Annotated in this window: 24 protein-coding genes and 1 other RNA gene; 10 read left to right on the top strand and 15 right to left on the bottom strand. The window is 52.6% G+C overall.

Annotated elements, in window-relative coordinates:
• Nucleotides 1-136: 136 nt before the first annotated feature.
• The 4 genes from mnmE to hemE all read right to left on the bottom strand — a co-directional run bounded on the left by mnmE (nucleotide 137) and on the right by hemE (nucleotide 5,015).
• On the bottom strand, nucleotides 137-1,462 hold the full coding sequence (gene mnmE, locus VRZ32_RS05285; protein WP_414524638.1) for a tRNA uridine-5-carboxymethylaminomethyl(34) synthesis GTPase MnmE: 1,326 nt from the start codon (nucleotides 1,460-1,462) through the stop codon (nucleotides 137-139).
• 183 nt (nucleotides 1,463-1,645) lie between these two features.
• On the bottom strand, nucleotides 1,646-2,911 hold the full coding sequence (gene rho, locus VRZ32_RS05280) for a transcription termination factor Rho (protein WP_414524637.1): 1,266 nt from the start codon (nucleotides 2,909-2,911) through the stop codon (nucleotides 1,646-1,648).
• Between the two features lie 492 nt (nucleotides 2,912-3,403).
• Nucleotides 3,404-3,829: a protoporphyrinogen oxidase HemJ gene (gene hemJ, locus VRZ32_RS05275; protein ID WP_414524636.1), complete on the bottom strand. Its 426-nt coding sequence runs from the start codon at nucleotides 3,827-3,829 to the stop codon at nucleotides 3,404-3,406.
• 145 nt (nucleotides 3,830-3,974) lie between these two features.
• The gene (hemE, locus tag VRZ32_RS05270) at nucleotides 3,975-5,015 is read right to left on the bottom strand and encodes a uroporphyrinogen decarboxylase (protein WP_414525049.1); all 1,041 of its coding nucleotides are present in this window, start codon (nucleotides 5,013-5,015) and stop codon (nucleotides 3,975-3,977) included.
• Nucleotides 5,016-5,536: 521 nt separating this feature from the next.
• Here hemE and VRZ32_RS05265 point away from each other — a divergent pair.
• The 5 genes from VRZ32_RS05265 to dnaQ all read left to right on the top strand — a co-directional run bounded on the left by VRZ32_RS05265 (nucleotide 5,537) and on the right by dnaQ (nucleotide 9,362).
• Entirely contained in the window at nucleotides 5,537-6,376 is an 840-nt protein-coding gene (locus VRZ32_RS05265) for a pyruvate, water dikinase regulatory protein (protein WP_414524635.1), read from the top strand.
• 84 nt (nucleotides 6,377-6,460) lie between these two features.
• Nucleotides 6,461-7,114 (top strand): Maf family protein, encoded by a 654-nt coding sequence (locus tag VRZ32_RS05260; protein WP_414524634.1) that lies wholly within the window; start codon nucleotides 6,461-6,463, stop codon nucleotides 7,112-7,114.
• A gap of 9 nt (nucleotides 7,115-7,123) precedes the next feature.
• The gene (locus VRZ32_RS05255) at nucleotides 7,124-8,005 is read left to right on the top strand and encodes a shikimate dehydrogenase (RefSeq protein ID WP_414524633.1); all 882 of its coding nucleotides are present in this window, start codon (nucleotides 7,124-7,126) and stop codon (nucleotides 8,003-8,005) included.
• A complete protein-coding gene (gene coaE / locus VRZ32_RS05250; protein WP_414524632.1) occupies nucleotides 8,002-8,607 on the top strand; it encodes a dephospho-CoA kinase in 606 nt (201 codons plus the stop codon). The genes VRZ32_RS05255 and coaE overlap by 4 nt, the downstream gene beginning before the upstream one ends.
• Before the next feature lie 50 nt (nucleotides 8,608-8,657).
• Nucleotides 8,658-9,362: a DNA polymerase III subunit epsilon gene (gene dnaQ / locus VRZ32_RS05245; protein ID WP_414524631.1), complete on the top strand. Its 705-nt coding sequence runs from the start codon at nucleotides 8,658-8,660 to the stop codon at nucleotides 9,360-9,362.
• 124 nt (nucleotides 9,363-9,486) lie between these two features.
• On the opposite strand, the gene secB is transcribed toward dnaQ, so the two are convergent.
• A complete protein-coding gene (gene secB, locus VRZ32_RS05240) occupies nucleotides 9,487-9,969 on the bottom strand; it encodes a protein-export chaperone SecB (protein ID WP_414524630.1) in 483 nt (160 codons plus the stop codon).
• Between the two features lie 543 nt (nucleotides 9,970-10,512).
• Here secB and VRZ32_RS05235 point away from each other — a divergent pair.
• The 4 genes from VRZ32_RS05235 (at nucleotide 10,513) to VRZ32_RS05220 (ending at nucleotide 13,470) form a co-directional block, all read left to right on the top strand.
• Nucleotides 10,513-11,253, top strand: coding sequence for a Tim44/TimA family putative adaptor protein (locus tag VRZ32_RS05235; protein WP_414524629.1), 741 nt, complete (start codon nucleotides 10,513-10,515; stop codon nucleotides 11,251-11,253).
• Nucleotides 11,254-11,390: 137 nt separating this feature from the next.
• Complete coding sequence (locus tag VRZ32_RS05230) at nucleotides 11,391-12,539, top strand: murein transglycosylase A (RefSeq protein WP_414524628.1); 1,149 nt, start codon at nucleotides 11,391-11,393, stop codon at nucleotides 12,537-12,539.
• Complete coding sequence (locus VRZ32_RS05225; RefSeq protein WP_414524627.1) at nucleotides 12,539-13,108, top strand: Smr/MutS family protein; 570 nt, start codon at nucleotides 12,539-12,541, stop codon at nucleotides 13,106-13,108. The genes VRZ32_RS05230 and VRZ32_RS05225 overlap by 1 nt, the downstream gene beginning before the upstream one ends.
• Complete coding sequence (locus VRZ32_RS05220) at nucleotides 13,105-13,470, top strand: helix-turn-helix domain-containing protein (RefSeq protein ID WP_414524626.1); 366 nt, start codon at nucleotides 13,105-13,107, stop codon at nucleotides 13,468-13,470. The genes VRZ32_RS05225 and VRZ32_RS05220 overlap by 4 nt, the downstream gene beginning before the upstream one ends.
• Before the next feature lie 60 nt (nucleotides 13,471-13,530).
• Here VRZ32_RS05220 and VRZ32_RS05215 read toward each other — a convergent pair whose 3' ends face one another.
• The 4 genes from VRZ32_RS05215 to ssrS all read right to left on the bottom strand — a co-directional run bounded on the left by VRZ32_RS05215 (nucleotide 13,531) and on the right by ssrS (nucleotide 16,155).
• Nucleotides 13,531-14,037, bottom strand: coding sequence for a MarR family winged helix-turn-helix transcriptional regulator (locus tag VRZ32_RS05215; protein ID WP_414524625.1), 507 nt, complete (start codon nucleotides 14,035-14,037; stop codon nucleotides 13,531-13,533).
• 404 nt (nucleotides 14,038-14,441) lie between these two features.
• Entirely contained in the window at nucleotides 14,442-15,263 is an 822-nt protein-coding gene (locus VRZ32_RS05210; RefSeq protein ID WP_414524624.1) for a TIGR00282 family metallophosphoesterase, read from the bottom strand.
• Between the two features lie 90 nt (nucleotides 15,264-15,353).
• The gene (locus VRZ32_RS05205; RefSeq protein WP_414524623.1) at nucleotides 15,354-15,989 is read right to left on the bottom strand and encodes a 5-formyltetrahydrofolate cyclo-ligase; all 636 of its coding nucleotides are present in this window, start codon (nucleotides 15,987-15,989) and stop codon (nucleotides 15,354-15,356) included.
• A gap of 11 nt (nucleotides 15,990-16,000) precedes the next feature.
• Nucleotides 16,001-16,155: non-coding RNA, 6S RNA (gene ssrS, locus VRZ32_RS05200), on the bottom strand.
• Between the two features lie 118 nt (nucleotides 16,156-16,273).
• On the opposite strand from ssrS, the gene VRZ32_RS05195 reads away from it, so the two are divergent.
• On the top strand, nucleotides 16,274-17,503 hold the full coding sequence (locus tag VRZ32_RS05195) for an adenylate/guanylate cyclase domain-containing protein (protein WP_414524622.1): 1,230 nt from the start codon (nucleotides 16,274-16,276) through the stop codon (nucleotides 17,501-17,503).
• 110 nt (nucleotides 17,504-17,613) lie between these two features.
• Here VRZ32_RS05195 and VRZ32_RS05190 read toward each other — a convergent pair whose 3' ends face one another.
• The 6 genes from VRZ32_RS05190 to VRZ32_RS05165 all read right to left on the bottom strand — a co-directional run bounded on the left by VRZ32_RS05190 (nucleotide 17,614) and on the right by VRZ32_RS05165 (nucleotide 24,925).
• A complete protein-coding gene (locus tag VRZ32_RS05190) occupies nucleotides 17,614-18,945 on the bottom strand; it encodes a L,D-transpeptidase family protein (protein WP_414524621.1) in 1,332 nt (443 codons plus the stop codon).
• A 407-nt stretch (nucleotides 18,946-19,352) separates the two neighbouring features.
• Nucleotides 19,353-20,147, bottom strand: a complete 795-nt coding sequence (locus tag VRZ32_RS05185; protein ID WP_414525048.1) for a tetratricopeptide repeat protein — start codon at nucleotides 20,145-20,147, stop codon at nucleotides 19,353-19,355.
• A 460-nt stretch (nucleotides 20,148-20,607) separates the two neighbouring features.
• The gene (gene rpsU / locus VRZ32_RS05180; protein ID WP_414524620.1) at nucleotides 20,608-20,844 is read right to left on the bottom strand and encodes a 30S ribosomal protein S21; all 237 of its coding nucleotides are present in this window, start codon (nucleotides 20,842-20,844) and stop codon (nucleotides 20,608-20,610) included.
• Nucleotides 20,845-21,015: 171 nt separating this feature from the next.
• On the bottom strand, nucleotides 21,016-22,110 hold the full coding sequence (locus VRZ32_RS05175; RefSeq protein WP_414524619.1) for a 5-(carboxyamino)imidazole ribonucleotide synthase: 1,095 nt from the start codon (nucleotides 22,108-22,110) through the stop codon (nucleotides 21,016-21,018).
• A gap of 2 nt (nucleotides 22,111-22,112) precedes the next feature.
• Nucleotides 22,113-22,577, bottom strand: a complete 465-nt coding sequence (gene purE / locus VRZ32_RS05170) for a 5-(carboxyamino)imidazole ribonucleotide mutase (protein WP_414525047.1) — start codon at nucleotides 22,575-22,577, stop codon at nucleotides 22,113-22,115.
• 290 nt (nucleotides 22,578-22,867) lie between these two features.
• Nucleotides 22,868-24,925 carry a M23 family metallopeptidase gene (locus tag VRZ32_RS05165; protein ID WP_414524618.1) on the bottom strand — a complete coding sequence of 686 codons (2,058 nt, stop codon included), beginning with the start codon at nucleotides 24,923-24,925 and terminating at the stop codon, nucleotides 22,868-22,870.
• Nucleotides 24,926-25,139 lie beyond the last annotated feature (214 nt).

The following is a 25,139-nucleotide window of genomic DNA, read 5'->3' as shown; positions in this document are numbered from 1 at the left end:
CGACTCAGTAAAAAAATAACATCATCGCCCTGATATGAGCGTGAAGATGCTTGGGTATATAGCCCGTACAAACTTATCTGTCTTCATAGAAATTCAGACGATGTTTCACGTGAAACACCATGTATGATAAATGCGGCTATTTGCCGATGCAGAAGCCCGAAAATAACCGATCGAGCACTTCTTCAACATCCACACGTCCAGTTATACGCCCTAATGCCCGCGTCCCTAAACGGATGTCTTCCGCGAGCAATTCCGGTGGCATATTAGGGCGCGCTCCAACAACACGCGACAGATGTGCCTTGGCATCCAGAAAAGCAATACGATGGCGTTCACGGGTAACAAGCGCTGTCTGGCCGCCATAGGTGGATGCAATCCGTTGCTCGATTAATGCCAGCAGCTGATCAATGCCCTCCCCTGTCTTGGCTGAAACCGCGATTTGCGCTTCTGCTGTAGGTTGGAGATCGCTTTTTGTGCATACGATCAAGGTGTCTACACTGCCCGTGCCCAGCTCTGTATGAGGTATTATGGGTGCGCAAGCGCTGTCATTATCCGTGAGATAGAGCACAAGATCAGCAGCATCGGCACGTTTCCGGGCACGCTCCACGCCTTCTCGTTCAATTGGATCACTGGTTTCACGCAAGCCGGCCGTATCGACAAACACCACAGGAGTGCCGCTAAGATCGCACCGTAGCTCGATCAGGTCTCGTGTGGTGCCTGCAATTGGCGACACGATAGCGACATCTCGGCCAGCAATGCGATTGAGCAATGTCGATTTACCCACATTGGGCGCACCAACGATAACCACCGTAAACCCTTCACGCAAACGCTCACCAGAACGGTTATCATCCAGGGCTGAGATAAGCTCGTTCTGAACAGCCGCAACGATTTCAACCGCCTCCTCAATCAACCCTTCCGGCACATCGCCTTCGTCTGAAAAATCGAGTGACGCTTCTGTCAGCGCCATCGCATCTATCAAACGTGCCCGCCAGGATTCGACTGCCTGCGAGAGCGATCCCTCTAATTGGCGAATAGCTTGACGACGCTGTGCTTCGGTCTCAGCATCAATCAGATCGGCAATGCCTTCTGCTTCAGCCAGATCGAGCTTGCCATTCAAAAAGGCGCGACGTGAAAACTCACCCGGCTCTGCCAATCTGCAAAGACCCGTCTCCACCAGTCGGCGCATAACCGCAGAAACAACCGCCTGCCCGCCATGCAGATGAAACTCGGCCACCTCTTCGCCCGTAAAACTCGCGGGTGAAGCGAAATAAAGCACCAGTGCACGATCAAGCACCGTGCCATCAAGCGCCCGAATAGCGCGTAGAGAGGCCATGCGCGGTTTGGGCACTGACCCCATCACCGCTTCAAGAATGGCGCGTGTTTGTGGGCCAGAAAGACGCAGCACGGCAATTGCCGAGCGTCCCGCGCCTGTGGCTACTGCTACGATGGTGTCCTGACCGTACACAAAAACTCTCCATTATCGAAATCATCAAGGGTTAGAAAAGCTTGCGTTTAATTTGGTTCATCGAACTAAACGCAAGTTGGGGTAAAATGTAGAGATCAGAACGTCCGGCGCTCTAAATACAAGGAAGGCCTCTCGCGTTGGCGAAAGGCCTTCCCAGGATATCATCGATTGTTGATCCCTGGATCAGGTGTTCATTGAATCGAAGAAATCGGCATTACGCTTTGTTTGACGCAGCTTGTCGAGCAGGAACTCCATCGCATCGACCGTGCCCATCGGGTTGAGAATACGCCGAAGAACGTAGGTCTTTTTGAGGATATCGGCCGGAACCAGCAACTCCTCTTTGCGCGTGCCCGAGCGCGTAATGTCGAGCGCAGGAAACACGCGCTTGTCCGACACCTTACGGTCGAGAATGATTTCCGAGTTACCCGTGCCCTTGAACTCTTCAAAGATCACTTCGTCCATACGGCTGCCTGTGTCGATCAGCGCGGTTGCGATAATTGTAAGCGAACCACCCTCTTCGATATTACGTGCTGCACCGAAGAAGCGCTTGGGACGTTGCAACGCATTGGCATCCACACCACCGGTCAACACCTTACCGGATGATGGAACAACCGTGTTGTAAGCGCGGCCAAGACGCGTAATCGAATCAAGCAGAATGACCACATCGCGACCGTGCTCAACAAGGCGCTTGGCCTTCTCGATCACCATTTCGGCAACCTGAACGTGACGGCTTGCTGGCTCATCAAACGTTGAAGAAACAACTTCGCCATTCACCGAACGCTGCATGTCCGTCACTTCTTCAGGACGCTCATCGATCAGCAGAACGATCAGGTAGCACTCAGGATGATTAGTCGTAATCGACTGAGCAATATTTTGCAGCAGAACGGTTTTACCCGTACGTGGCGGCGCAACGATCAGCGCTCGTTGGCCCTTACCGATGGGCGACACGATATCGATCACACGGGATGAAAAGTCTTTTCTCGGCAGATCTTCAGTTTCCAGACGCAGACGCTCATTGGGATAAAGCGGCGTCAGGTTATCGAAGTGCACCTTATGGCGGATCTTTTCGGGGTCCTCAAAATTGATCGTGTTGACTTTGAGAAGCGCGAAATACCGCTCGCCATCTTTCGGGCCGCGGATAGTACCTTCAACGGTATCACCGGTGCGCAGACCAAAACGACGGATCTGCGAGGGCGATACATATATATCATCCGGACCAGCCAGGTAATTTGAATCGGGCGAACGCAAGAAGCCGAAGCCATCTTGCAGAACTTCCATCACACCTTGGCCGATAATCTCGGTTTCTTCGGCAGCCAGCTGCTTAAGAATAGCAAACATAAGCTCTTGTTTGCGCATAATGCTGGCATTCTCAACTGACAATTCTTCGGCAAAAGCCAAAAGCTCAGTCGGCGTCTTGGACTTGAGGTCCTGAAGCTTGATCTCCCGCATCGGGGGAAAACTCTCGATCTAATAAGGGCTGAAGGCCAGCCACAATGGATATGATGGGATGCAGGATTGAAGTGTCATAAAGGAACGACACGTGGCGGAGTCGTGAAAACATAACAACACGTCCACCAGCCTGCTCTCAGGAGGGTTTTATATGCTTAATGGCTTTTCAGCCACGTTTCAAGAACGTTTTTCGGTTTTTTAAAAGGCCCGATAGCACCACGAGTGTCATTATTTAATGGCGTGAGAAATTTTATGAAAGAGTGCATGATTGTAAATGGATTTGCCACAATATGGATTGAGCTAATAGACCTCGCAGATTTCCTAGGGCCATTAGCGGTGCAAGTTACCATCATTTTAGGTGTGATGGTTTTCGCTTACATTTTCACATATTTTTCAGATCAGAAATTGTAGGATCAAATCGCTATAAAATGAAGATGGTGACCTAATCTGAAGCCTAAATCACCATTCAACCCACCCGAAAACTAGCCTGTCCTAAAAAGGCTTGAGCACCACGAGAATCACGATCAGGATCATCAGCACAGTGGGTACTTCGTTGATGATGCGATAGAAGCGTGGGCTGTGGTTGATTTTGTCGGCGCTTAGACGGCGCAGTTCTCCGCCCAGAAAACCGTGAAAGCCCGACAGGATAATCACCAGCGTCAGCTTGGCATGAAACCAGCCAGCTTTAAACCAGCCGCCTTCATAGGCCAGGTATAAACCCAACACCCACGTTGCAATCATCGCTGGCGTCATGATTGCCTTGTAAAGTCGACGCTCCATCACCTTGAAAGCAGCAATCCGGTCTGATCCCGGTAGCGCTTCAGCGTGGTAGACAAACAGGCGTGGCAGATAGAGAAGAGCCGCCATCCAGGCGATCAACGCAATCACGTGTAATGCTTTTAGCCATTCGTAAAGCATTGAACTCTCCCCCCAAACGTTATCAGAATCGATTTCGTAAAAATTTAAGCAGGAGGCCCTTATTCAGCCACCTGCTCTCAAGCGCAACGATTCTTTCCCAGGCACCTTCCCCAAGCACCTTCCGCTAAAAATTAACGGGGATTAATTATTTCCGAACGCGCTCAACCAGCTGCTCCACATGCGCAATCGGAGTTTGTGGCAAGATACCGTGGCCGAGGTTGAACACGTGTGGGCCATCGCCGAGCGCTTCGCGGATATCATCTACCGCACGTGCCAGGACATCGCCGCCCGCGATCAACGCCAGCGGATCGAGATTACCCTGCACAGGACGCAACTTCTGAATCGTTTCGCGGGCTTTCCATGGGTCGATGGTCCAATCAAGGCCCACCGCATCCGCGATACCCGCTTGCGCAACTTCCTCAACGCCACCGCCGGCGCCGCGCGCAAACACGATCACTGGCACACCAGGGCGTTGCGTGCGGATAGCCGCAACGATGCGTCCGATAGGCTCCATCGACCAACGACGGAAAAGGGCAGGAGGAAGCGCGCCCGCAAAGCTCTCGAAAATCTGCAAGGCTTGTGCACCTGCATCAATCTGATGGATCAGGTGGGTGATGGTGGATTTTACCAGAAGATCGATAAGCTGGCCGAACAATTCCGGATGCTGATAAGCGAATAGCCGAGCAGGCGCCTGATCAGGCGTTCCCTTACCTGCAATCATATAGCTCGCTACAGTCCAGGGAGCACCACAGAAGCCAATCAGAGCGGTTTCTGGTGGTAATCCTGCACGAACATGGTTAACGGTCTCATAGACCGGTCTAAGGCGATCTAAATCGATTTCGCTGGAAAGAGCGGACAGCCCTTTTTCAACTGTGATCGGATCGAGCCTTGGACCCTCACCTTCCGCAAAGGTAACCTTTTGGCCGAGCGCATCCGGAACCACCAGAATATCGCTGAACAGGATAGCTGCATCAAAGCCAAACCGGCGGATTGGCTGGAGAGTAACCTCTGTTGCCATTTCCGGGTTGTAACACAGGTTGAGGAATGAACCGGCCTTTTCACGCAGTGCACGATACTCTGGCAGATAGCGACCAGCCTGACGCATCATCCAGAGTGGAGGTGTGGTCAGTGTTTCGCCTGCTAGAACCCGCAAAAATGCTGGCTTTCCGGCAGATGGATCGTTGATGGCAGGCTTGCCGGTCGAGGGGTGTAGGCTCACGTCCATCTCTCCTGTCTTAAATAAAGAAATTCTATCTAAAAGATTCTTGTTGTTCTTGTTAGACCGTGGATTAGGCCGCCCCAATGACATCCACAATCCGTCCCCAGAATCAGCGTGGAAAATGTGGTTAACAAAAGTTACCTTGGAGGGGTTCAAATGGGCGAAAATCCTTAACGTCTGATTAACCTTTAAGGCTTGTTAACCCTATTGCCAAAGTGACGCAGCAGGAAATTGTCCACCGTTGGCGATTCAATGAAGGTCAAATTAACCACAGCTGGAGGGCTGTTGAGTGTTTAGAAGGTAGTCCACAGACCGATTTTGAGAGTAGGCGTTAATGGTCTGTTATCCACATTGGTTAACGTGGGGTCGGTGATTCTGTGGGTATGTGCTACCTCTTGCGGCGATGTTTCACGTGAATCCGCTTTGTTGCGTAATGGTATAAAGTGCCATCATTAAGTGAGCACCAGCTACAAGGATGAGGGAACACCGTGAACCGCAGTTATTTCCATTTGCACCTGGTATCAGATTCAACAGGTGAGACGCTGCTGGCTGTTAGCCGTGCGGTTGCGGCGCAGTATGAAGGCATCTCTGCCATTGAACACGTTTATCCGTTGGTTCGCTCAGCCGCGCAGTTGGAAAGGGCGCTGGCAGCCATTGTCGATGAGCCGGGTATTGTTCTGTATACGCTTGTGAATGGTGAGTTGGCCAATGAGCTCAACCGTGTGTGCGGGGCTGAAAGCATCCCGGTTTTATCGGTGCTTGATCCTGTGGTTAATCTGTTCCACTCGTATCTGGGAACAGAAACGATGGCACGGCCAGGGGCGCAACACACGCTCAATGCTGATTATTTCAAGCGCATCGACGCGATGAACTACACCTTGGCACACGATGATGGCCTCATTGGTGGTGATCTGGATGGTGCGGATGTTATCTTGCTTGGTGTCAGCCGTACATCCAAGACACCGACTGCAATCTATCTGGCCAATCGGGGGATCAAAACGGCCAATGTACCGCTGGTGCCCGGAGTGCCACTGCCAGAAGCACTTGTTAATGCTCAAATCAAGCGTCCGCTGGTCGTGGGTCTTGTTGCAAGCCCTGATCGGATCGTACAAATACGCCAGAATCGGCTATTGAGTCTGAATGCAGACGACGATTCCCCTTATGTTGATCGGGAAGCGGTAGCAGCAGAAATCGCTGAATCACGTAAATTATGCGCACGAAACGATTGGCCCGTCATTGATGTCACGCGTCGTTCCATTGAGGAAACAGCTGCTGCCATTATTGAACTCTATCGGGCGCATAGAATGAAGTTCATTGCGCTGTCTTAAATTGATAAGGCATTGGTCGATCTGGTTAATAAGCATACCCAGAATAAACCTTATGCTCATGTTGTTCATGTAATGAGTACGCATATGGTTCATCAGGAAAATAAAAAGTTTGAGAAAATGCCGGTTTCTCTCTGGATCGCCAGTCAGCCTATTATTCTGGCTTCTACCAGCCGCACACGTCATGCACTTGTTGAAGCAGCGGGAATTGTTGCACAAACGCGCAGTCCCGATGTTGATGAACGGGCGATTGAGGAGCCATTTATGGCATCGGGCGCGTCCGTTAAGGATCTTGCTTTGCTACTGGCGTGTGAGAAGGCGCTTGCTGTCAGCCAGCGGGAACCGGGTCGGTATGTGCTTGGAGCAGATCAGACGTTGGAATGTGATGGTGTGCAGTTTCATAAACCTGCCGATACCAATGCGGCGAAGGCACATATTGCCGCACTTTCCGGTCGCACGCATCATCTGCATTCAGCTGCCGCTGTAGCTTGTGATGGTGAGGTGGTGTTTAAAGCCGTAACCACAGCCAGTTTGACCATGCGCGTGCTCAGCGATGAGTTTATTGCACGCTATGTCGCGGCTACTGGTGATGCAATACTTTCCAGTGTTGGCGGTTATCAGATCGAAGGAATTGGTGTGCAGTTATTTTCGCGCATTATAGGTGATCATTTTACGATTCTCGGATTGCCGCTACTACCACTCATTACATTTTTGCGTGAACGTAGTCTTTTGGCCAGCTAAGGTTAAATCATGTCCAATCCGTCGACTGAACCAAAAGCCTGCATCATCGGCTATCCAGCCAAGCATAGCCGCTCGCCTATGGTTCATGGTTTTTGGCTGAATGAATATGGCATTGCTGGGCAGTATGACATTGCCGAAGTCGCGCCAAATGATCTCGCACGTTTCATCAGCAATCTTTCTAACCATGGCTATGTCGGCGCGAATGTGACTGTGCCGCATAAGGAAGCAGCGTTTCATCTTGTCGATAAGCTGACAGCCACTGCTCAAGCACTTGGAGCTGTAAACACGCTTTGGTTTGAAAACGGCGAGCTTTGGGGTGATAATACCGATGTCGAGGGTTTTCTCTCCAACCTTGATGCAGGTGCGCCTGGATGGGATGACCGCACTGATAAAGCCATGGTTCTCGGAGCTGGTGGTGCAGCGCGTGCCATTATTTATGGTTTGCTGAGCCGTAATATCAAAAGCATCCTTATTGTGAATCGCACGCAGACGCGGGCGCAGGATCTTGCGGAATATTTCGGGCGCTCATTTCCAGATCAAACAATCACAACTGCTAGTTGGGACGATATGCCAGCGTATTTGCCGAGCTGTGATCTTCTGGTCAACACAACTTCGCTAGGCATGCAGGGGCAACCCGCTCTCACGATCAACCTTGCCGCGTTACCTCCAGCAGCTTTAGTGACGGATGCTGTTTATGTGCCCTTGGTGACGCCAATCCTTGCGGCTGCACAAGCGCGCGGATTAAAAACAATTGGTGGCCTTGGCATGCTTTTGCATCAGGCAGTACCAGGTTTTGCGCATTGGTTTGGCCGCAAGCCACAGGTGAACGAAGCCCTGCAAGCTATCATTGAGGCTGATATCCTATCTGCTTGTCAGGAGGGGTCGAAGTGACATTCGTTCTGGGTCTGACAGGTTCTATTGGCATGGGAAAATCCACTACAGCAGCGATTTTCCGCAAATTGGGTATTCCGGTACATGATTCTGATGCCAGCGTGCATGCGTTGTATCAGGGCAAGGCGGTGTCCTTGGTAGAGGCAGCCTTTCCGGGTGTGACGGTGGATGGCGTTATTGATCGCAAAAAGCTTGGTGCACACGTGCTGGGGAATGATGAAGCGCTAAAGCGTCTTGAGGCTATTGTGCATCCGCTCGTGTGGGAAGAGGAAAAGGCATTTCTTGATCAGGCTAATCGGGACAATGTTCCGCTTGTTGTTATTGATGCACCTTTGCTACTGGAAACAGGCCAGCATGAGCGTTGCGATGCGATTGTTGTTGTCACTGCGCCTGCGGATGTGCAACGTGAGCGCGTTCTCGCCCGTCCCGGTATGACCGAGGAGCAATTTGAGCGGATTCACGTGAAACAAATGCCTGATGCCGAGAAACGTCGCCGCGCTGATTTTATCGTGGATACCTCGTATGGCCTTGATGAAGCCGAAGCACAGGTACGCGATATATTGTCATCGATTAAGGAAGGTATGGATCGCGCACCATCGTGATCGATATCATTCCCTTATCCCGCTAATTTATTTTTCAGGTCACTCAATAAATGTCACGTGAAGTCGTCTTCGATACGGAAACAACCGGTGTTGATCCCTCCACTGGTGATCGTGTGGTGGAAATTGGCTGTGTTGAGCTGATCAATACCGTGCCGACCGGGCGTTTCTTTCATACATACATCAATCCAAAACGTCCTATGAGCGAAGGCGCTTTTCGGGTGCATGGTCTTTCGGATGCGTTTTTGTCTGATAAACCTGTATTTGCTGATGTTGTTGAGGGTTTTTGCGACTTTATTGGCGATTCACCGCTGGTAGCGCACAACATCAGCTTCGATGCGATGTTCATCAATGCCGAGTTCAAGCGTTTGGACATTGAGCCGCTATCGCCCAATCGTCTGATTGATACGCTCATACTGGCGCGGCGCAAACATCCGGGTGCAGCCAACAATCTTGATGCGCTTTGCGCCCGTTATAATATCGATAATTCCAAACGTACAAAGCACGGCGCATTACTCGACGCGGAAATTCTGGCGGAAGTGTATATCGAGCTGTGTGGTGGAAGACAGGCCGATCTTGGCTTAAGCTTGGTCAATGGTGGGGATGGCCGCATCAATGGGAAACGTGCTCCAGCGCAACAACGTCCGGAAAAACTCCCTTCGCGTGTAACAGAAGCAGAGCGTGCAGCTCATGATATCTTTATTGAAACCCTAGGCAGCGCCAGCATTTGGCAATCTTATTTAGCCAAAACCCAGTAAGGCTTATAAAAAAGCCGGGAAGGCTAAACCCTCCCGGCTCTTTTTTTGATTAAACTACTCAGAAATCAGATCGGATAAAGCCCAAGGATGTGTTGGGCATAAGCATCAGATTGAGAGCGGTATTTTAGGAAACAGTCGCGTTTGCCTGTTCAGCTTGCAGCTCTGTGATCTTCTGGCGATAGAGTGCGGTGAAGTCGATTGGGTCGATGAACAATGGCGGGAAGCCACCGCCGCGCACCGCATCAGCAATGATCTGGCGTGCGAATGGGAACATCAGACGGGGGCACTCAATCATCACCGTTGGATGGATATGCTCAGCAGGAATGTTGCGCAGGCGGAAAACGCCGCCATAAACCAGCTCAAATGCAAACAGAACATCATCGCCAATCGCTGCTTTTCCTTCCAGCGTCAGCTCGACAACGTAATCCTCTTCACCGATCTGGTTAGCGCCAACATTTACCTGGATTGAAATCTCAGGCGACTTTTCCTGTGGTGTCAGTGAGCGCGGTGCATTTGGGTTCTCGAAGGAGAAATCCTTGATGTACTGAGCAAGCGCGTTCAGGATTGGTCCTTCAGAGGCTTGGTTTGGAGTTGCTGAGTCGGTCATAAGAATTCTCCGCTGGTCGATTAGAGCAATTGAAAGATCGATGTAAAAATCATGCGATATTCGAATTTGCTCTCACATATTGATTTTTGAGTGTCCCTTTTGGACAGAAAATAAACTCTGTTCGCAAGCGCTCTCATAATCACGGTTCATCAGAACCGTAATCTGTTCTGTTAGACGTGTGGCCTGTAATATCATGAAACGCAAGCCGCATATGGTTGTGATGGTGTGCATTTCTTGAGCTATTGCTTTTTGGCACCTTATCAATATGCAGGAGGTGCGGAACAACATCGTGCACCATAAAGATACTTGCGTGGAAGGTGGTGCCCGTTACCATGCTCTTGACGGATTAGAATTTCAGTCCTGAATTCATTCTGGAAGCAGGCATTAACCACTTGAGCTTGGAAATGCTATAACACATTCTTGTTTGGGCGGAATGTGGATGTTACCAGCATAAAGCCCCATATAGTTTTGATTGGAATGTTGGCGAACAAAATTCGTTAACCTGTCGAATGCGACGTGAGAGATAAGTGAGACGACAGAGACATGCAGGACAGTTTTGATATCGTAACTATCGTGTTTCTCTGCCTTGCAGTGTTCGTGATCTGGCGTTTGCGCTCGGTTCTCGGCCAGCGCACGGGCAATGAGCGCCCACCCTATGATCCTTTTACGCGTCAGGATTCAGGCAATGCAAAGCCGGATTCTGCTCCCGCTTTTAGTGGTGAAGCATCGGGTGATAGCAATGTCGTGCATCTGCCAGGGCCTGCCAATGATGTTGCGCCCAATCGCTTGGCTGATCCTGATCGGTGGAAGGGCATAGCAGAATCGGGCTCTCCTGTTGCCCGTGGCCTTGATGCCATAGTAGGTGCTGAGCCTGCTTTCGATGCCAAGGAATTTCGCGAAGGCGCGAAAGCTGCTTATGAGATGATCGTGATAGCCTTTGCACAGGGCGATCGCAAAACGCTCAAAGCATTGCTGTCTAAGGAAGTTTTTGAAGGATTTGAGCGCGCTATTACTGAGCGTGAGAGCCGTGGCGAGGTGGTCAATACCACTTTCGTGTCTGTCGATAATGCCGAAATTATGGTTGTTGATCTACAAGGGCTTGTTGCGCAGATCACTGTGCGTTTCGTGTCCAAGCTGATCACCGCGACTTATGATGTCGATGGCAAGGTTATCGATGGTGCAGCCGATGTTGTGGCGGATGTCAGCGATACCTGGACATTCTCCCGCACTCTGCGCAGCCGTGATCCGAACTGGCTGCTGATTGCGACCGAATCCGGTAGCTGACGATGATGCACCGGGGCCATGGATCAGCGCATCATCCCCGGATGCTGCCCAGAAAACGTTTTGGTGGAGCGCGCAGATATGCTGCACGCTTTTTGCCAATTTTATTCGTCATACAGTTTGCATGCCCTCAGCTCTTCATGGTGCGAGCATCTGCTAATATCGTGGCAGAGCAACCAGTAATAGAAGGCGCCTCACTAGAACCGTTGGCCTTCTCTGCACTTTCAAATTGGGTATCAGATGATCACGCTGCTGCACTGGTAGCCTTTCGTCGTACATGCATTCCCATCATTGAAGGCCAAGCTTCTCTGCGTCAGAGCATTGATGTCTTACGCACGGCTTGTACCGCAGCACTCAAATTGCCGGTGAAAGTTGAAACAGCAACAGCGCGGCAATTTTTCGAGCAGCATTTTCAGCCCTTCCGTGTCAAACCCGATATGGGTAAGGGTTTTCTGACCGGCTATTATGAGCCCGAATTTCACGGCCGCTTACAGCCTACTGATGGCTATGATACACCTCTGCTCTCTCGCCCTGATGATCTGGTGACGGTGGTGGATGGTGAAACCCTGCCAAACCTTGATCCTGCATTGCGTGGTGCACGACGTATCATCACTGAAAATGGCGAACGTTTCGAATCTTATCCGGATCGTGCTGCTATTGAAGACGGTGTTTTAGCGGATAGCGCACAACCGCTGGTATACCTTGAGCGGGTTGATGCATTCATGGCGCATGTTCAAGGTTCGGTGCGGGTTCGTTTGGGAGATGGCCATGTGCGCCGTTTCGCATATGCGGGCCGCAATGGCCATGCTTATACATCGGTAGCGCGGCGGATTGTTGATGAAACCGGCATTGCGCCAAAGGATCTGACAGCGCCAAAGCTGGTGAAATGGCTGCGCGCCAACCCTTTAGATGCACGGCGGTTAATGCGTGAAAACCGTTCCTATATTTTCTTTCGATACGCAGATGAACTATCTCCACATCAGGGGCCGGTGGGGGCGGCATCCGTACCGCTAGAACCTGTGCGGTCTATCGCGATTGATCACAGGATCTGGGCTTATGGATTGCCAATCTGGATTGAAGCGCATCTACCGGACTCTGCTATGCCATCACGTGAAGTATCTTGGGAACGGCTGATGATTGCGCAAGACACTGGATCCGCCATCATTGGTCCTGCGCGCGCGGATCTTTTCATGGGTTCTGGCGAGGCAGCGGGCGCTCAGGCTGGGCTTATCCGGCATGTGCCTGAACGTTTTATTGTGTTGTTACCAATCTCGCGGGAGCGCGATTGATGAAGTGGCGTCGAAACAGATTCTTATCTGAGGAAGAGGAAACGCTTTGGCGTTTTGTCACGCGGAGCATCAATCCTTTGCCAGGGCATGCTCGTCCGCCCGAGCCACAGCCTGCGCCTAAAACGGAATTAATTTCGCCGGCGTTGAAAAGATCGCCCCCACCAGTGCCTGCGCCCAAGACTGAGCGTCGCCCTCCTGCACCGCCACCGTTGGTGCCTCTGGAACGTCGGCAAATGCGTGATCTAAGGCGGGGCATTGATTCTATTGATGCTCGCATAGACCTCCATGGCATGCGCCAAAATGAAGCACACTTTGCATTGCTGGGATTTCTGCGGCGCGCGCAAGCTGATGGTGCGCGCGTGGTGCTTGTTGTGACTGGCAAGGGCAATACTGCTGTAGCTTTTGCCGATCCTTTTAATGAGCGCGGTGTGTTGCGCCGTCTTGTGCCGGAATGGCTGGGGCTTGCGGAGATGCGTTCGGTCGTGCTCGGCTTTTCCAGCGCCAGTCGAGAACACGGCGGTGAGGGGGCATTATATGTGCGCTTGCGGCGGGGCGCAGGGAGACGATGACACCCTTTGGTTTGCATATGCGGACATTGCGAGCGCAGCGCGGTATTACACAAAAAGAAATGGCTCAGGCACTGAACGTTTCCAGCGCTTACCTTTCAGCATTGGAACATGGCAAACGGGGAAAGCCGACATGGGCGCTGATTCAGTCAATTCTGCATTACTTCAATCTGATCTGGGATGACGCCGATGCGCTGGTCAAGCTTGCGGATATGTCTGATCCCCGCATGATCATCGATACCGCTGGCCTTTCGCCTAAAGCGACGCTTCTGGCTAATCGTTTGGCTGGCAGTATTGATTGTCTGGCAGAGGAGGACATGGACGCGCTTTTGAAGATTCTCGATCAATCGCAAAGACTAAAATGATTTAATCGAACCTTCTAAAGAGCTGCATGTTCACGCTGTCGCAAACTGCAATATGTAGCCCTAGAGAGAATTAAGCCGCGAGGTCAGACGGTCGAGGAGGCGATAAAGCACGACCTGTTCTTCCATACTCAACTCGTCGAGAGCTTCGCCATAAAAATTCGCGATGACAATTTGCATCTCGCTCCAGGTCTGGCTGCCTGTTGGAGTGAGCACAATGCGACGGCTGCGGCCGTCTTCCGCATCCTTCACACGCTCAACCCATCCGCGCGCTTCGAGGCGATCTAGAACGGGTGTCAGATTTTGTCGGCTGACGAGCAGAAACGCAATCAGCTCCTTCACCGTCATACCACGCTGTTTGGGATTTGGACGCGCTAGGGCGCCGAGGACAGCCCATTGTTGTGTTGTGCTGTTAAAATCACCGATGAATCGCGCGCCAACCTTATGCATCAGGTTTGTGCATTGATAGAGGCGGAAAAAAACGCGATTGGCAACGTCAAACCGTGCTTGATTGGACAGGCTGCTATCAGCAGGATGGGGCAGAGCTTCCTTAAGCAAACTGTCCGTCATAGAACGATCCCTATATGGTTAAAGCGACATTGCCAAGTTATCAGATAAGGCATGCTATTGCTATATCAAATGATTGATAGATATTGTTAGTTCGCAATCGCAAGCTAATATTGGGGCAACGCTTACGTTAAATGACGTGTTGCTAGAGCGTATTTTGTTTTAGAATTTGCGAGTGTGTTTCTTGCCGAATGCGAAGCCGATAAAGTGGCGGGCATCCGCTGCTTCCGCTTGTCATTGAAGGTGCGCGAATTATCACTGCACATATTTCAGATATCGATCTCATCTGGGTGCATGGTTTCCCTGTGGGGCGGGCCCATGATCTGGGCACGTACGGGAAAGGAAGTTTTCAAAGCGGCAAAATATTGGGCAGGACTGGAATGCCCCTATCTCTATATGCCGTAAACCTATTCCCAGAAATGCGGTCGCGACTGGCTAAGATGCGGGCCGATTCGCACAGCTGCTACGTGCAGCGCGAGGCCGGTTGCATCATCGGTCTCCACCGCAATGCCCGCCAGCGTGCCAGGGCCTGATGCAGCTTCAAGCCGCGAACCTGGCGTTTTTTGCACGAAACGACGCACTGGCTCTTCTGGCTGCATGCCGAGAATCGAATCATAATCACCGCACATCCCGGCATCACTTTGATAAGCGGTGCCACCTGGCAGGATCTGTTCATCGGCGGTTGGTACATGGGTGTGCGTGCCTACAACAAGACTTACACGCCCATCAAGATAACGGCCCATGCCCTGCTTTTCGCTGGTTGCTTCAGCATGCATGTCAATAATGGTAGCATCGACCACTTCACGCAGCGGGCAATCGTGCAGCGCTTTATCGACTGCAGCAAATGGATCATCAAGTGCATCCATGAAAAGACGGCCCATGGCGTTGATCACAAGCACGCGCCCGCCATTTGCAGCCTCAACGACAGTGGCACCGCGCCCTGGCGTTCTAGCCGGGTAGTTGATTGGTCGTAGCAAACGGGGTTGACGATCAATAAACACCAGCGCTTCGCGTTGATCGAATGAGTGGTTACCCAGCGTGACGACATCGGCACCAGCATTTAATAGGTCATCACAGATTGTCTCTGTAATGCCAAAACCGCCGGCTGCATTTTCGCCATTGATGACGACAAGGTCCAACTTCCATTTTGTGCGTAATGCTGGCAATTGATCAACAATCGCCTCTCGGCCCGGACGACCAACCACATCACCGAGAAACAGCAGACGCATAGAACCTCCAAAGGGTCGATTGATAGCGTTTCAAAAAACTTATTTGATAACGCGAATCGATAAATTCGAGCAGCGCGAAACGATTCTCATTCACGCATCAGGTTGATGATAAGAGATCGATTGCATCGGTGTGATGATCACGTCAAGCGCTTGGTCATGGGGTTCGGTGGGTAGAGAGTCGATTTCTTGCACATCGAAGGCAAGGCCGATGGTCATGGGCCGTTTTTGCGCTGCTGTAAGACGTGCGATAGCGATATCATAATTGCCTTGCCCGTATCCAAGGCGATTGCCGCGTCGATCAAAACCTGCCAACGGCACCAGTAAAACATCAGGGTCTACAACTGGCTGGTCTGCATCCGGTCCAAATGTGCCGAACCCTGCGGATACCAGCTTCTGTTCTTGCCGCCAGCGGCGAAATACCATGCCTGAGGGGGTAATTACTGGCAAAGCCAGCCCAAGGCCGCGTGCAGCAAGCAGTTTCAACAAGGGGCGCGGATCAAGTTCATTGCGGATAGGCCAATAACCCGCCACCACGCCAGCGCTTGATAACTTATGAAGCGGGAGATTGGGATTAGCGCTTTCGCTGATTATTCTTGCCGCAACGGCTTGCGCTGCGGCGGCCGCATGACCAACGTTTGCAGCAAACTGATCGCGCCGCGCCAGCACGATGCGCCTTAAGTCAGCTTTCTGTGCGATGAGTGATTGGTGAGCGGGTTTATTTGTCATGAATGTGAGGGTGCGGGTCCACAATGGCCGTTGGAGAGTGATCCCGGGAACCTACAACGTAGGTGGGCGCCGTGTGCCCTGGTCCAGGGACCGAGGCAGGGACAGCTCCCTTAGGGATCAATAAGGCCCCGGGGAATGTTACTCCTGACGAACCTCACAGAGCCCGCACCCAGAATCTAAGCCTTTGCGCGCTAAATATCCAGTCCCATATGAGCGATTTCTGCAATGTCTTTTCATTGGCGTGATAACATTCCACATACGCAAATGAGGGGCGTTGGGCAGAAATGCATACGCCGCGTGTGGAGATTATTGTGGTATCGCAGCCTGCTGAACTCATCCCAGGTGCATTCATGCACGATGAAGCTTTTGAAGCCACGCTGGCTAGCCTGCGGGACTGGCTTCTGACTGATGCACGCCTTAAAGCCGATATCCGATGTGCAATCGCAGGTTTTGCTCATCGGCTTAATGCGGTGGGTGTGCCAGTTGATCGACTGACTTTTGCGGCTGAGGCTTTGCATGCTGAACACGTAGCCTTCACCAGCACATGGCTGAAAGATCAGCCGGGATTACAGAACCTGCAAGCGCATGGATGGGAGGCAATTGAAGGTTATCCTACAAGCCCGCTTTATGCGGTGCACCAGTCTCGCCAAATGTTGGCCCTACGTTTGCGCGATACATCGGATGATCTTTTCCCGATCGTTGCCGAGCTCAAGCAGGCTGGATACTTGCACTATCTGTGTTTTCCTGTGTTCTTCGCCAATGGTCACAACAACGCCATCACGCTTGCTACACGCAGCGAGCAGGGTTTCTCCGAGCGTGACATTGCCTTGCTGGCTTGTTTGATGCCAACCCTTGTGGCCGTGCTGGAAATTCAGAGCGGCTATAAATCGCTTGATGAGGTATTGCGTATCTATGTGGGCGACGAGCCGCACCGTGCCATTCTCGCCGGACGCATCGGGCGTGGGCAGGTCAGCCGCATCCGTTCTGCGATTCTGTTTGCCGATATGCGTAGCTATACCCGCATCACTTCAGCCATTGAGCCAGAGCAGGCAGTGGAGCTGCTGAATCGCTACTTCGATTGCCTCGTGCCTCCCATCGAGGCCGAAGGTGGTGAAGTGCTTAAATATATGGGCGATGGTCTGCTCGCGATTTTTCGTGATCGTGGTGATGATCTGGGGGCAGCCGCACAATCCGCGCTTTCTGCTGCAACTGTGGGGTTGGCTTGCATCGAGCAGATTGATCCCAATGATTTTGGCGAAAAAATCCAGGCGGGCATCGCGCTGCATCATGGCGATGCGGCTTATGGCAATGTGGGATCGGGCGCACGGCTTGATTTCACAGTGGTGGGACGTGACGTCAATCTCACCAGTCGGCTTGCGCAGTTGAATAAGGTGTTGGGCGAGCCGTTGCTGATGTCACGCGCATTTTGTGACCATCTCTGGTCTAACCCGCATCATCTGGGCGCGTTCAGGCTGGATGGTTTTGAAGATGCCATTGATGTTTTCAGGCCATAAAACGATTTACGCCCAATCTGATCTCCAGATTGAGCGCATCGCTAAAATTAGCTTTTCAGGCAGAATGAAAGCGCAAAATACAGCCGAAGTTGCTTATCTCGCGCTATCGATTACCAGATGCCTGTCAGACCTGGGGTCGCCGGGCGTGCAGGTGGTGTTACCGTTACAGGAGTTGCAGCGGATGCAGCCGTAGGCGCAGGATTTGATGCAGCAACAATTGCTTCAGCGGCAGGAGAGGTTTTCGCCGATGAACCAAAACCAGTGAATGACATCATGCGTGTCAGCAGCGATTGCCCTTCAACGGTTGGCTGAGTCGTTGCTGCGACAGCTGCAGCAGGACGCGATATTGGACCAGCCGCGATAGATGCTGCCGTGTTACGCGCAGCTGGGGCTGTAGCCACCGCGCTCTGCGTTACTGGCGCGCGGCCATCGTGCACTACAATCTCCTGCGGGCCAGCGGCGAGTGCATCGGGACGGCTGACGAGCGACGCATCGTAATTAGGCGCACGACGCGAAAAGGCCAGAAGACTGGAGCTGCCAGGCTGACGCCCACCGGTGAACACCGGATGCTGGCCACCATCCTGGTACACAAGCCGCACGGCCGGCGTACCCTTGGATAGAAGATCAGCAATCTTGGCTTCATCAGCCTTGCTCTTGGCAGAGACAACCTGGCTGATCGCAGGATCTATATCGAGGGCAGGGCAGGCACCGGAGGCATTGAACCGATTGCTATTGCGGGCGTTAAACACGTATCGCTTACCGCATACCGCAACAGCAGGCTCCTGGCCGGTGGCTTCGAAATGGTCCGAACCTTCCTTCAGGTTGCGCCAGAAATCGATGTTTGGATCCAGCCGATGCTTGGCCATGTTTTCTGCAGTCATGCGGAAAGGATAGGCCTGAAACTGGAATTTGCGCTGCCCACCATTAAAGGCCTCGCGACCGATGGAGTAGATTTCTGCAATCTGCTCATCCGTCATGGAGTAGCAGCCGGCGGACGAACACGCACCGTGCACCATCAAATGGCTACCGGTGCGCCCGTTGGCGCGGTCATAGGTGTTAGGATAGCCCGTGTCGAACGAAAGATAATAGGACGAATTCGGGTTCATCAGCGCAGGCGTGATGGTGTAAAAACCTTCCGGCGCCTGGCGATCGCCTTCTTTCTTTTTCGGTCCGAGTTGGCCAGACCAACGGCAGATTGCATAGGTTTTGAGGAGGGCATAACGGCCATTCGGCCCCATTTTCCAGACCTCAAGCTCAGATTCTTTTTTATAGGACCGGATCAGGATGGGAGAGGATTGCTTCATCCCCTTCTCTTGCATCAACGCAACCGTTTGCGCCGGTATAGGAGCACGGGCTTTGGCGTTGCTGGCATATTTGCCGCTTTCCTGACAGCCCGCAAGCGCCACGCCGACGCCAACGAAGAAGACAAGTCGCTTAAACATTCACACACCTGACCTTTGCGCTGATGCTTACGAAGCATCCGATCGGAGAATTTTAACGGGTTATCCTTACCGAAACCTTACCTGCAACGTCACTTAAGCGATTGTGGCGAATCACAATGCTGTGACAATCCCTCGGGTAGACTTTTCCAGAGCCAGTTTTTGCTTTTTCAAACGGAATAACCAGCGCTATTTGCGCACTTGCTGGCGGGGCTTTGCCCTTCTGCGCAACAAGTAGGTGAGATCGGCATCGTACCGATATTAAATCTGAGCGTAATCTGGTCGCTCAACGTTTTCATCAGCCGGACAAGAAATAGCGCAAGCGCCCGCAATTTCATGACCAGAAATCCATCGCCCTCAGCTGCATCGATCATAGATTTCGATACAGCCAGATGCGACCTCAGTGCATTTTAAAACAGTCGTCCGCCGCCACCCAGGCGGGACACGCCATCGCGGGCGATCTTGTTATTGGCATCAATCGACAGTGCTCGTTGATATGATTCGAGAGCGTCGCGGGTTTTACCCTGGCGTTCCATCGCCAGTCCTCGGCCCGCCCATGCATCAGCATTGCGATTGTCGACATTCAGCGAGGCGTTAAAATCCTCTATAGCCTTATCGTAGCGCGCAACTTCCAGCAGGCTTTGCCCACGCGCGGTGTAGGGTGCAGCGACAAAGGGATTGCGGTCGATAGCGGCATCGAAATCGCGGATGGCATCAGGATTCCGGTTAAGGCGTTGATATACCAAGCCACGGGCGTGGAAAGCTTCTGCGGATTCGGGATCAAGTTCTATTGCACGGGACAGATCAGCCAGCGCCTGAGTCGAATCACCCTTGGCCCGCAAAACGTTTGCCCGGCCAATATAAGCTGCAGCGTAGGTATTATCGGCATTAATAGCCTGGGTGAAATCACCTAACGCAGCGTCATTCTTGCCAGTTTGGCGATAAGCCAGCGCGCGATTCGTGTAGGCTGCGGCATAGCGCGGATCCAGCGTGATTGCGGTGGTAAAATCGCTGATAGCTTCCCCGTATTGTCCCTGGCGTGCATGAGCCGCACCACGCGTATTGTAGGCGACGGGATCGCGGGGATTTTGTTTAATAACGTTGGACAGGGAGGCGATGTTAACGCGCGAATCGGGATTGGTTTTATCAACCACCGCCACATTCTGCGTGGGGCCGCTTCCAGATGTCACGCAAGCGCTCAGCATGCCTGCCAGAAGGCAGGTCAACGCTAAAGATATGCCACGTCTGGGAAAAGGAATTTGTCTGGCCAAAACAGAATCATGCCGGCCGGGCAAGGCAAGTGATGCCTGCAACATAGCAACTGTCTGCGACTGGTTAGCCTGTCGCTGAGGGGCGAATCGGTTAGTTACGTCTTGCGCCATTCTGCTCACGTTGTTGCTGCTCGCATTTTCATGCTGGTGTGCGTCATTCAAAAATGAAACACCCTGTCATTGCCAGCAAAACACCGCACAATCAGCTGCCTTTCCATGGGAAAGGGCTGAATTCACGCGGTGCCTATCATGATAACAACAATCCAAGATTCTTATGAAACAGTTATAACTGCTCACTTATACCCCAGATGCTGTTGCACTTTTAAATTTTCAACCAAAACGCACGCGTCCGGCAGCTGAAGCGGAGCCCGTCCTTGAGGACAGGCCTACCGCATCAACGTGGCGAAACAGGGCGTGGCTTGGAAGGCAGCAGGCCTTCACGCTGCAGGCGCTTACGCTGCAGCTTGCGTGCGCGACGAACGGCTTCCGCCTTTTCGCGAGCCTTCTTCTCTGATGGCTTTTCGTAATGGCCACGGAGCTTCATCTCACGGAAGATGCCTTCACGCTGCATCTTCTTCTTGAGGGCCCGGAGTGCCTGATCGACATTGTTATCGCGAACGAGAACCTGCACGCTTTGTCTTCCCGTATTCTTGAAAGATGAAAGGGGCCAAGACCCCCGGCGCGAGGAGCGCGCCAATAACCAAAATCTTTGACGCATGCGCCAATAGAAGATCACTGCGGATATCAGATCATTTGCCGCTTGTCCACAGCAGTATGCGATTCAATCCGCACTTCCTGCGATTCATACGCAGGGTGTCACACGCGTGACATGGCCCATTTTGCGCCCGGGCCGCGCTTTGTCTTTGCCATAGAGATGCAGACGGGCACCCGGTTCTGCCGCGATTTGGGGCCACTGATCGATGTCGTTGCCGATCAGATTTGTCATTGTTACCTGCGATCCCATAAGCGCTGTCGATCCCAGGGGCCACCCGCAAATAGCCCGCACATGCTGGGAAAATTGCGATGTCTGCGCGCCTTCAGCTGTCCAATGGCCGGAATTATGGACACGCGGGGCGATCTCATTGACCAATACTGATTCTTGGTCGCTATCGGCATGTGGATCAGTCTGGATAACAAACAGTTCTACTGCCAGAACTCCGACATGATCGAGTGCTTCTGCAATGGCTTGTGTCGCATTCAATGCTTGTGCTGCAGCTCCCGAAGATAGGGTTGCGGGTACGCGGGTAACATCAAGAATATGATTCCGATGGCTATTTTCACACACATCATATGCGCGGAACTCACCATCGACGCTGCGGGCAGCCACCACTGACACTTCTCGGACGAATGGCACAAAGCCCTCAAGAATCGCGGGTGCATGTTGGAGCTGCGCCAAAGCGCTCGCTGGATCATCTTGCGGGCCGATGATTATCTGGCCTTTGCCGTCATACCCGAATCGCCGTGTCTTGAGCACAGCCGGGCGACCAAGCGCTTCCAGAGCGGCTTCAAGATCCGCGAGATTGTCAATGGCCCTGAATGGCGCTGTGCGGATACCGAGCGAAGCGACAAAGTTTTTCTCAGCGAGTCGGTCTTGCGATGTTACCAACGCCCGTTCACCTGGCCGCAAGGGCACAAGCCCCGTTATGAGAGCCGCTGTTTGTGCCGGGATGTTTTCAAATTCATAGGTCACCACATCAACCACGCTCGCAAAGCGCTTCAATGCATCTTCATCATCATAGGCAGCGATGGTGTGATGGCGGGCAACCTCAAAAGCGGGACTCCCAGCTTCGGGCGCATATATATGCGTCTTCATACCGATTTCAGCAGCTGCGAGCGCTATCATGCGGCCAAGCTGTCCGCCGCCCAGAATGCCAATGGTGGAACCGGGCGCAAGCATGCTCAAACCTCATCCGTGGGAAAATCAGCAACAGCCGCTGTACGTACGGCCCGCCACGCTTCAAGACGCGCAGCCAGCTCGGAATCTGACAGCCCCAAAACCGCCGCAGCCAGCAGGGCAGCATTCACCGCCCCCGCACGTCCGATCGCTAAGGTGCCAACAGGGATGCCAGCGGGCATTTGCACAATTGAGAGCAGACTATCTTGCCCGCCAAGCGCTTTGGTTTCAACGGGGACACCGAAGACAGGTAAGCTCGTCATGGCTGCTGTCATACCAGGTAGATGCGCAGCTCCGCCCGCACCTGCAATAATCACCTGAAAGCCCGTGTTTCGAGCCCCGTGTGCAAATTCATAAAGGCGTTCGGGAGTGCGATGGGCGGAAATAATGCGTGCCTCGTAAGGCACACCAAGCTCGTCGAGTGTGTCTGTGGCGTGGTGCATGGTCGTCCAGTCGGACTGGCTACCCATGATCACTGCAACCAGAGGCCTCACTGCGTCCTGCGCTGACAGGGCTGCGGAAGCAGCCGGAACCGCTGAAATATCGTTGCTGTTACCGTCGCTCATACCGATGACCGCCGTTCAGTTTGAGATACGCTGATTACAATCCGGCGCATTACCGGCGCAAAGTCGTTTCAGATAAGCATATTGAAGTCACGACGCAAGGGAAGCGTCAGGAAACATTCGCTTCGAAAGTATGCACAATAGGCTTTCGAATGCAGAGCCAGCAGGGCGCTTTCACCCTGTTGGCTTTTCTTTGATTATCCAGGCATCTGGGCCTTCACCAGCAGATCTTTCACCTGGTCACGCTGGTGGCCGAATTCTGCCAGATCTGCTCCATCCAGTTCGTTACTGCGGGGCAGCTTGATTTTCATGGGATCCACGAAACGCCCATTCACCATCACTTCGTAATGAAGATGCGGCCCCGTGGACAGGCCGGTTGAGCCCAAATAGCCAATGACCTGTCCCTGCTTTACCCTATCACCAGCCTTTATACCGCGCGCGAAATTCGACATATGCGAGTATGTACTGACATAACCGTTGGCATGCTGAATTTCGACACGCTTTCCATAACCTGCATGCCATCCAGCTTTTGCGAGAACGCCATCACCAGCTGCAAGAATGGGTGTACCAACCCGGTTTGCCCAGTCGATACCCGTGTGCATCTTGGCGTAGCGCATAATCGGATGGTAGCGCATGCCAAAGCTAGACGTGAGTCGCCCTTCGGTGATTGGTTTGCGGATCAGGAATTTTTGCAATGAGCGCCCATCAGGATCATAGAAGCTGATTTCGCCATTTGTTGGTGCCTGGAATCGATACAGGCGCTTGGTTTCCCCTTCCACCGTGAGCGCAGCATAGAGCAGTTCCGGTGTGCCATTATCTTCAACGTTAGTATAAAGCAGCTCTAGCGATTCGCCGCTTGCAACCCGTCGCTGCAGATCAACATCTGACGCAAACAACGGAATGAGTTCGCGTACGATTTCAATAGGCACCTCATAGCGGGCAGCTGTTTCGTGAAGGCTTTCATAAAGTTGTGTGCCGGGTCCGTTTTCTGGCTCCAGCTGGTTGGTATCATCATGAGCGCTTGTGCTCATCAACTCTTCTTGTGGCAGAAACACGGGCACATAGCGTCCGTCATCAGTTATGGCTGCTATTGCCTGGATTGTTTCGTTCTCACGCAAAATCACGCGCCCTATCACCTGCTTTTCTGGGTGGTTGGCGCCAGCATTGCCGGTGTCAGCAGAAACAATTGTTGGCAGAATCGCTAGGCTCTGTCCGTCTTTGAGTTTGTCATGATCATAAAGCTGCAGCGCATTGAGAATAGCGCGGGCAACGCCGGGTGAGGTGCCCTCATCAACAATCAGTTTGAGCACGAGATCGCCAGCGCGCCCCACGACATGCTCTTCAAGCGCTACAAACTGATCACCCTCTTCACCTTGTTGTGTGGTTTGGGGCGTTTGCTTGGGTAGCAGCGTGACGTTTTCGGGAATGACACGCACATCAATATCGCCGAATGGCATTTCGGTGAGATTCGCATATGCCATTGGCACGGAAGAAGAGATTGCCTGATTCTGACGCAGCGACTGGAAGAGCATATTGCGTGCCGCATCGGGGAGTGGCGTGCGCCCACCAAACCCACGTGTGGAGCGCTCTTCCGCGATGACCTGCATACGCGCTTCCTCATCATTGAGGGCAGTTTCATCAGGAGAAAAGGTCATTCCTGCCAGTTCATGCTTAACGACCGAAACGTCAGCATCTGTGACATCAGGTATGGAATCGCGCGCGTTAGCAGCGGCATTATCACTGTCAGCAAACAGGTTCAGCGGATTAAAGGGTGGGATAGCGCGTGCGTAGGTGCCGGCTGTGAGCGAGAGCGGCGCACTGACGCGGACAAAGTCCCGGGTTTTGATGACCTCACGATTTCCGGCCCGCAACGACATAGGTGCTTTGAAAGTTTGTCGCGCAGCACTACCCGCCAATTCGCGGCGAACAAGACGGTCACTTTTACGTACACTGGCCTGAGAACCACTATCCGTACCTGTAACGGCACGCTGAGGCCGTTGCACCTGCACTATTTCGCCCTGCAACGATATAATAATGGCGCCACCAATGAGAGCGGCTCCGCTAAGGGCGGTTAATACGCTACCGATAAGCCATCGCAGGCTTACCCGTCGCCGATCCTGATTCAGTATGGCGATTCCATTAGGATCAAGTGGCGGCGCATCATATCCTTCTACGCCGGTGCGGCGATAAGTAAGAATCGCAGGGTGCCGCGTCGCGACATCGGCCCGAATGGCCACCGGTGTCCGCTGAAGCATCAAGCTATCCTATCTCTTGCCGCCATAATCATCCATCCGCACACTTATATATAAGCGCATGTGTCGCTGCGCGTCCCTCATATGTCGCGCATATATGTATGTCGCAAGCACCATGCCCTCAAGAGTCGCCCAGATCAACGCTGCGATTCTGATTCAGAGCACTGAATCGGTACTTTATAATGAGACTTTTGGTGTCGGCTGCCCATTTAATTAG

This window comes from Pseudochelatococcus sp. G4_1912, from assembly GCF_047501465.1.
In the GTDB taxonomy this organism is placed as follows: domain Bacteria; phylum Pseudomonadota; class Alphaproteobacteria; order Rhizobiales; family Beijerinckiaceae; genus Pseudochelatococcus.
The sequence above is the reverse complement of the archived record's forward strand: the minus strand, read 5'-3'. Positions and strand labels throughout refer to the sequence as shown.

Coding starts and splice junctions, on each gene's coding strand:
- secB (WP_414524630.1), bottom strand. CDS start 9,969: ATGACCGACTCAGCAACTCCAAACCAAGCCTCTGAAGGACCAATCCTG.
- purE (WP_414525047.1), bottom strand. CDS start 22,577: ATGGGTAGCCAGTCCGACTGGACGACCATGCACCACGCCACAGACACA.
- VRZ32_RS05195 (WP_414524622.1), top strand. CDS start 16,274: ATGCATACGCCGCGTGTGGAGATTATTGTGGTATCGCAGCCTGCTGAA.
- VRZ32_RS05165 (WP_414524618.1), bottom strand. CDS start 24,925: ATGCTTCAGCGGACACCGGTGGCCATTCGGGCCGATGTCGCGACGCGG.
- VRZ32_RS05220 (WP_414524626.1), top strand. CDS start 13,105: ATGACACCCTTTGGTTTGCATATGCGGACATTGCGAGCGCAGCGCGGT.
- VRZ32_RS05235 (WP_414524629.1), top strand. CDS start 10,513: ATGCAGGACAGTTTTGATATCGTAACTATCGTGTTTCTCTGCCTTGCA.
- VRZ32_RS05230 (WP_414524628.1), top strand. CDS start 11,391: ATGGTGCGAGCATCTGCTAATATCGTGGCAGAGCAACCAGTAATAGAA.
- VRZ32_RS05260 (WP_414524634.1), top strand. CDS start 6,461: ATGGTTCATCAGGAAAATAAAAAGTTTGAGAAAATGCCGGTTTCTCTC.
- VRZ32_RS05205 (WP_414524623.1), bottom strand. CDS start 15,989: ATGACAAATAAACCCGCTCACCAATCACTCATCGCACAGAAAGCTGAC.
- hemJ (WP_414524636.1), bottom strand. CDS start 3,829: ATGCTTTACGAATGGCTAAAAGCATTACACGTGATTGCGTTGATCGCC.
- VRZ32_RS05185 (WP_414525048.1), bottom strand. CDS start 20,147: ATGCTGAGCGCTTGCGTGACATCTGGAAGCGGCCCCACGCAGAATGTG.
- VRZ32_RS05210 (WP_414524624.1), bottom strand. CDS start 15,263: ATGCGTCTGCTGTTTCTCGGTGATGTGGTTGGTCGTCCGGGCCGAGAG.
- VRZ32_RS05225 (WP_414524627.1), top strand. CDS start 12,539: ATGAAGTGGCGTCGAAACAGATTCTTATCTGAGGAAGAGGAAACGCTT.
- rho (WP_414524637.1), bottom strand. CDS start 2,911: ATGCGGGAGATCAAGCTTCAGGACCTCAAGTCCAAGACGCCGACTGAG.
- VRZ32_RS05175 (WP_414524619.1), bottom strand. CDS start 22,110: ATGCTTGCGCCCGGTTCCACCATTGGCATTCTGGGCGGCGGACAGCTT.
- dnaQ (WP_414524631.1), top strand. CDS start 8,658: ATGTCACGTGAAGTCGTCTTCGATACGGAAACAACCGGTGTTGATCCC.
- VRZ32_RS05190 (WP_414524621.1), bottom strand. CDS start 18,945: ATGTTTAAGCGACTTGTCTTCTTCGTTGGCGTCGGCGTGGCGCTTGCG.
- VRZ32_RS05215 (WP_414524625.1), bottom strand. CDS start 14,037: ATGACGGACAGTTTGCTTAAGGAAGCTCTGCCCCATCCTGCTGATAGC.
- VRZ32_RS05255 (WP_414524633.1), top strand. CDS start 7,124: ATGTCCAATCCGTCGACTGAACCAAAAGCCTGCATCATCGGCTATCCA.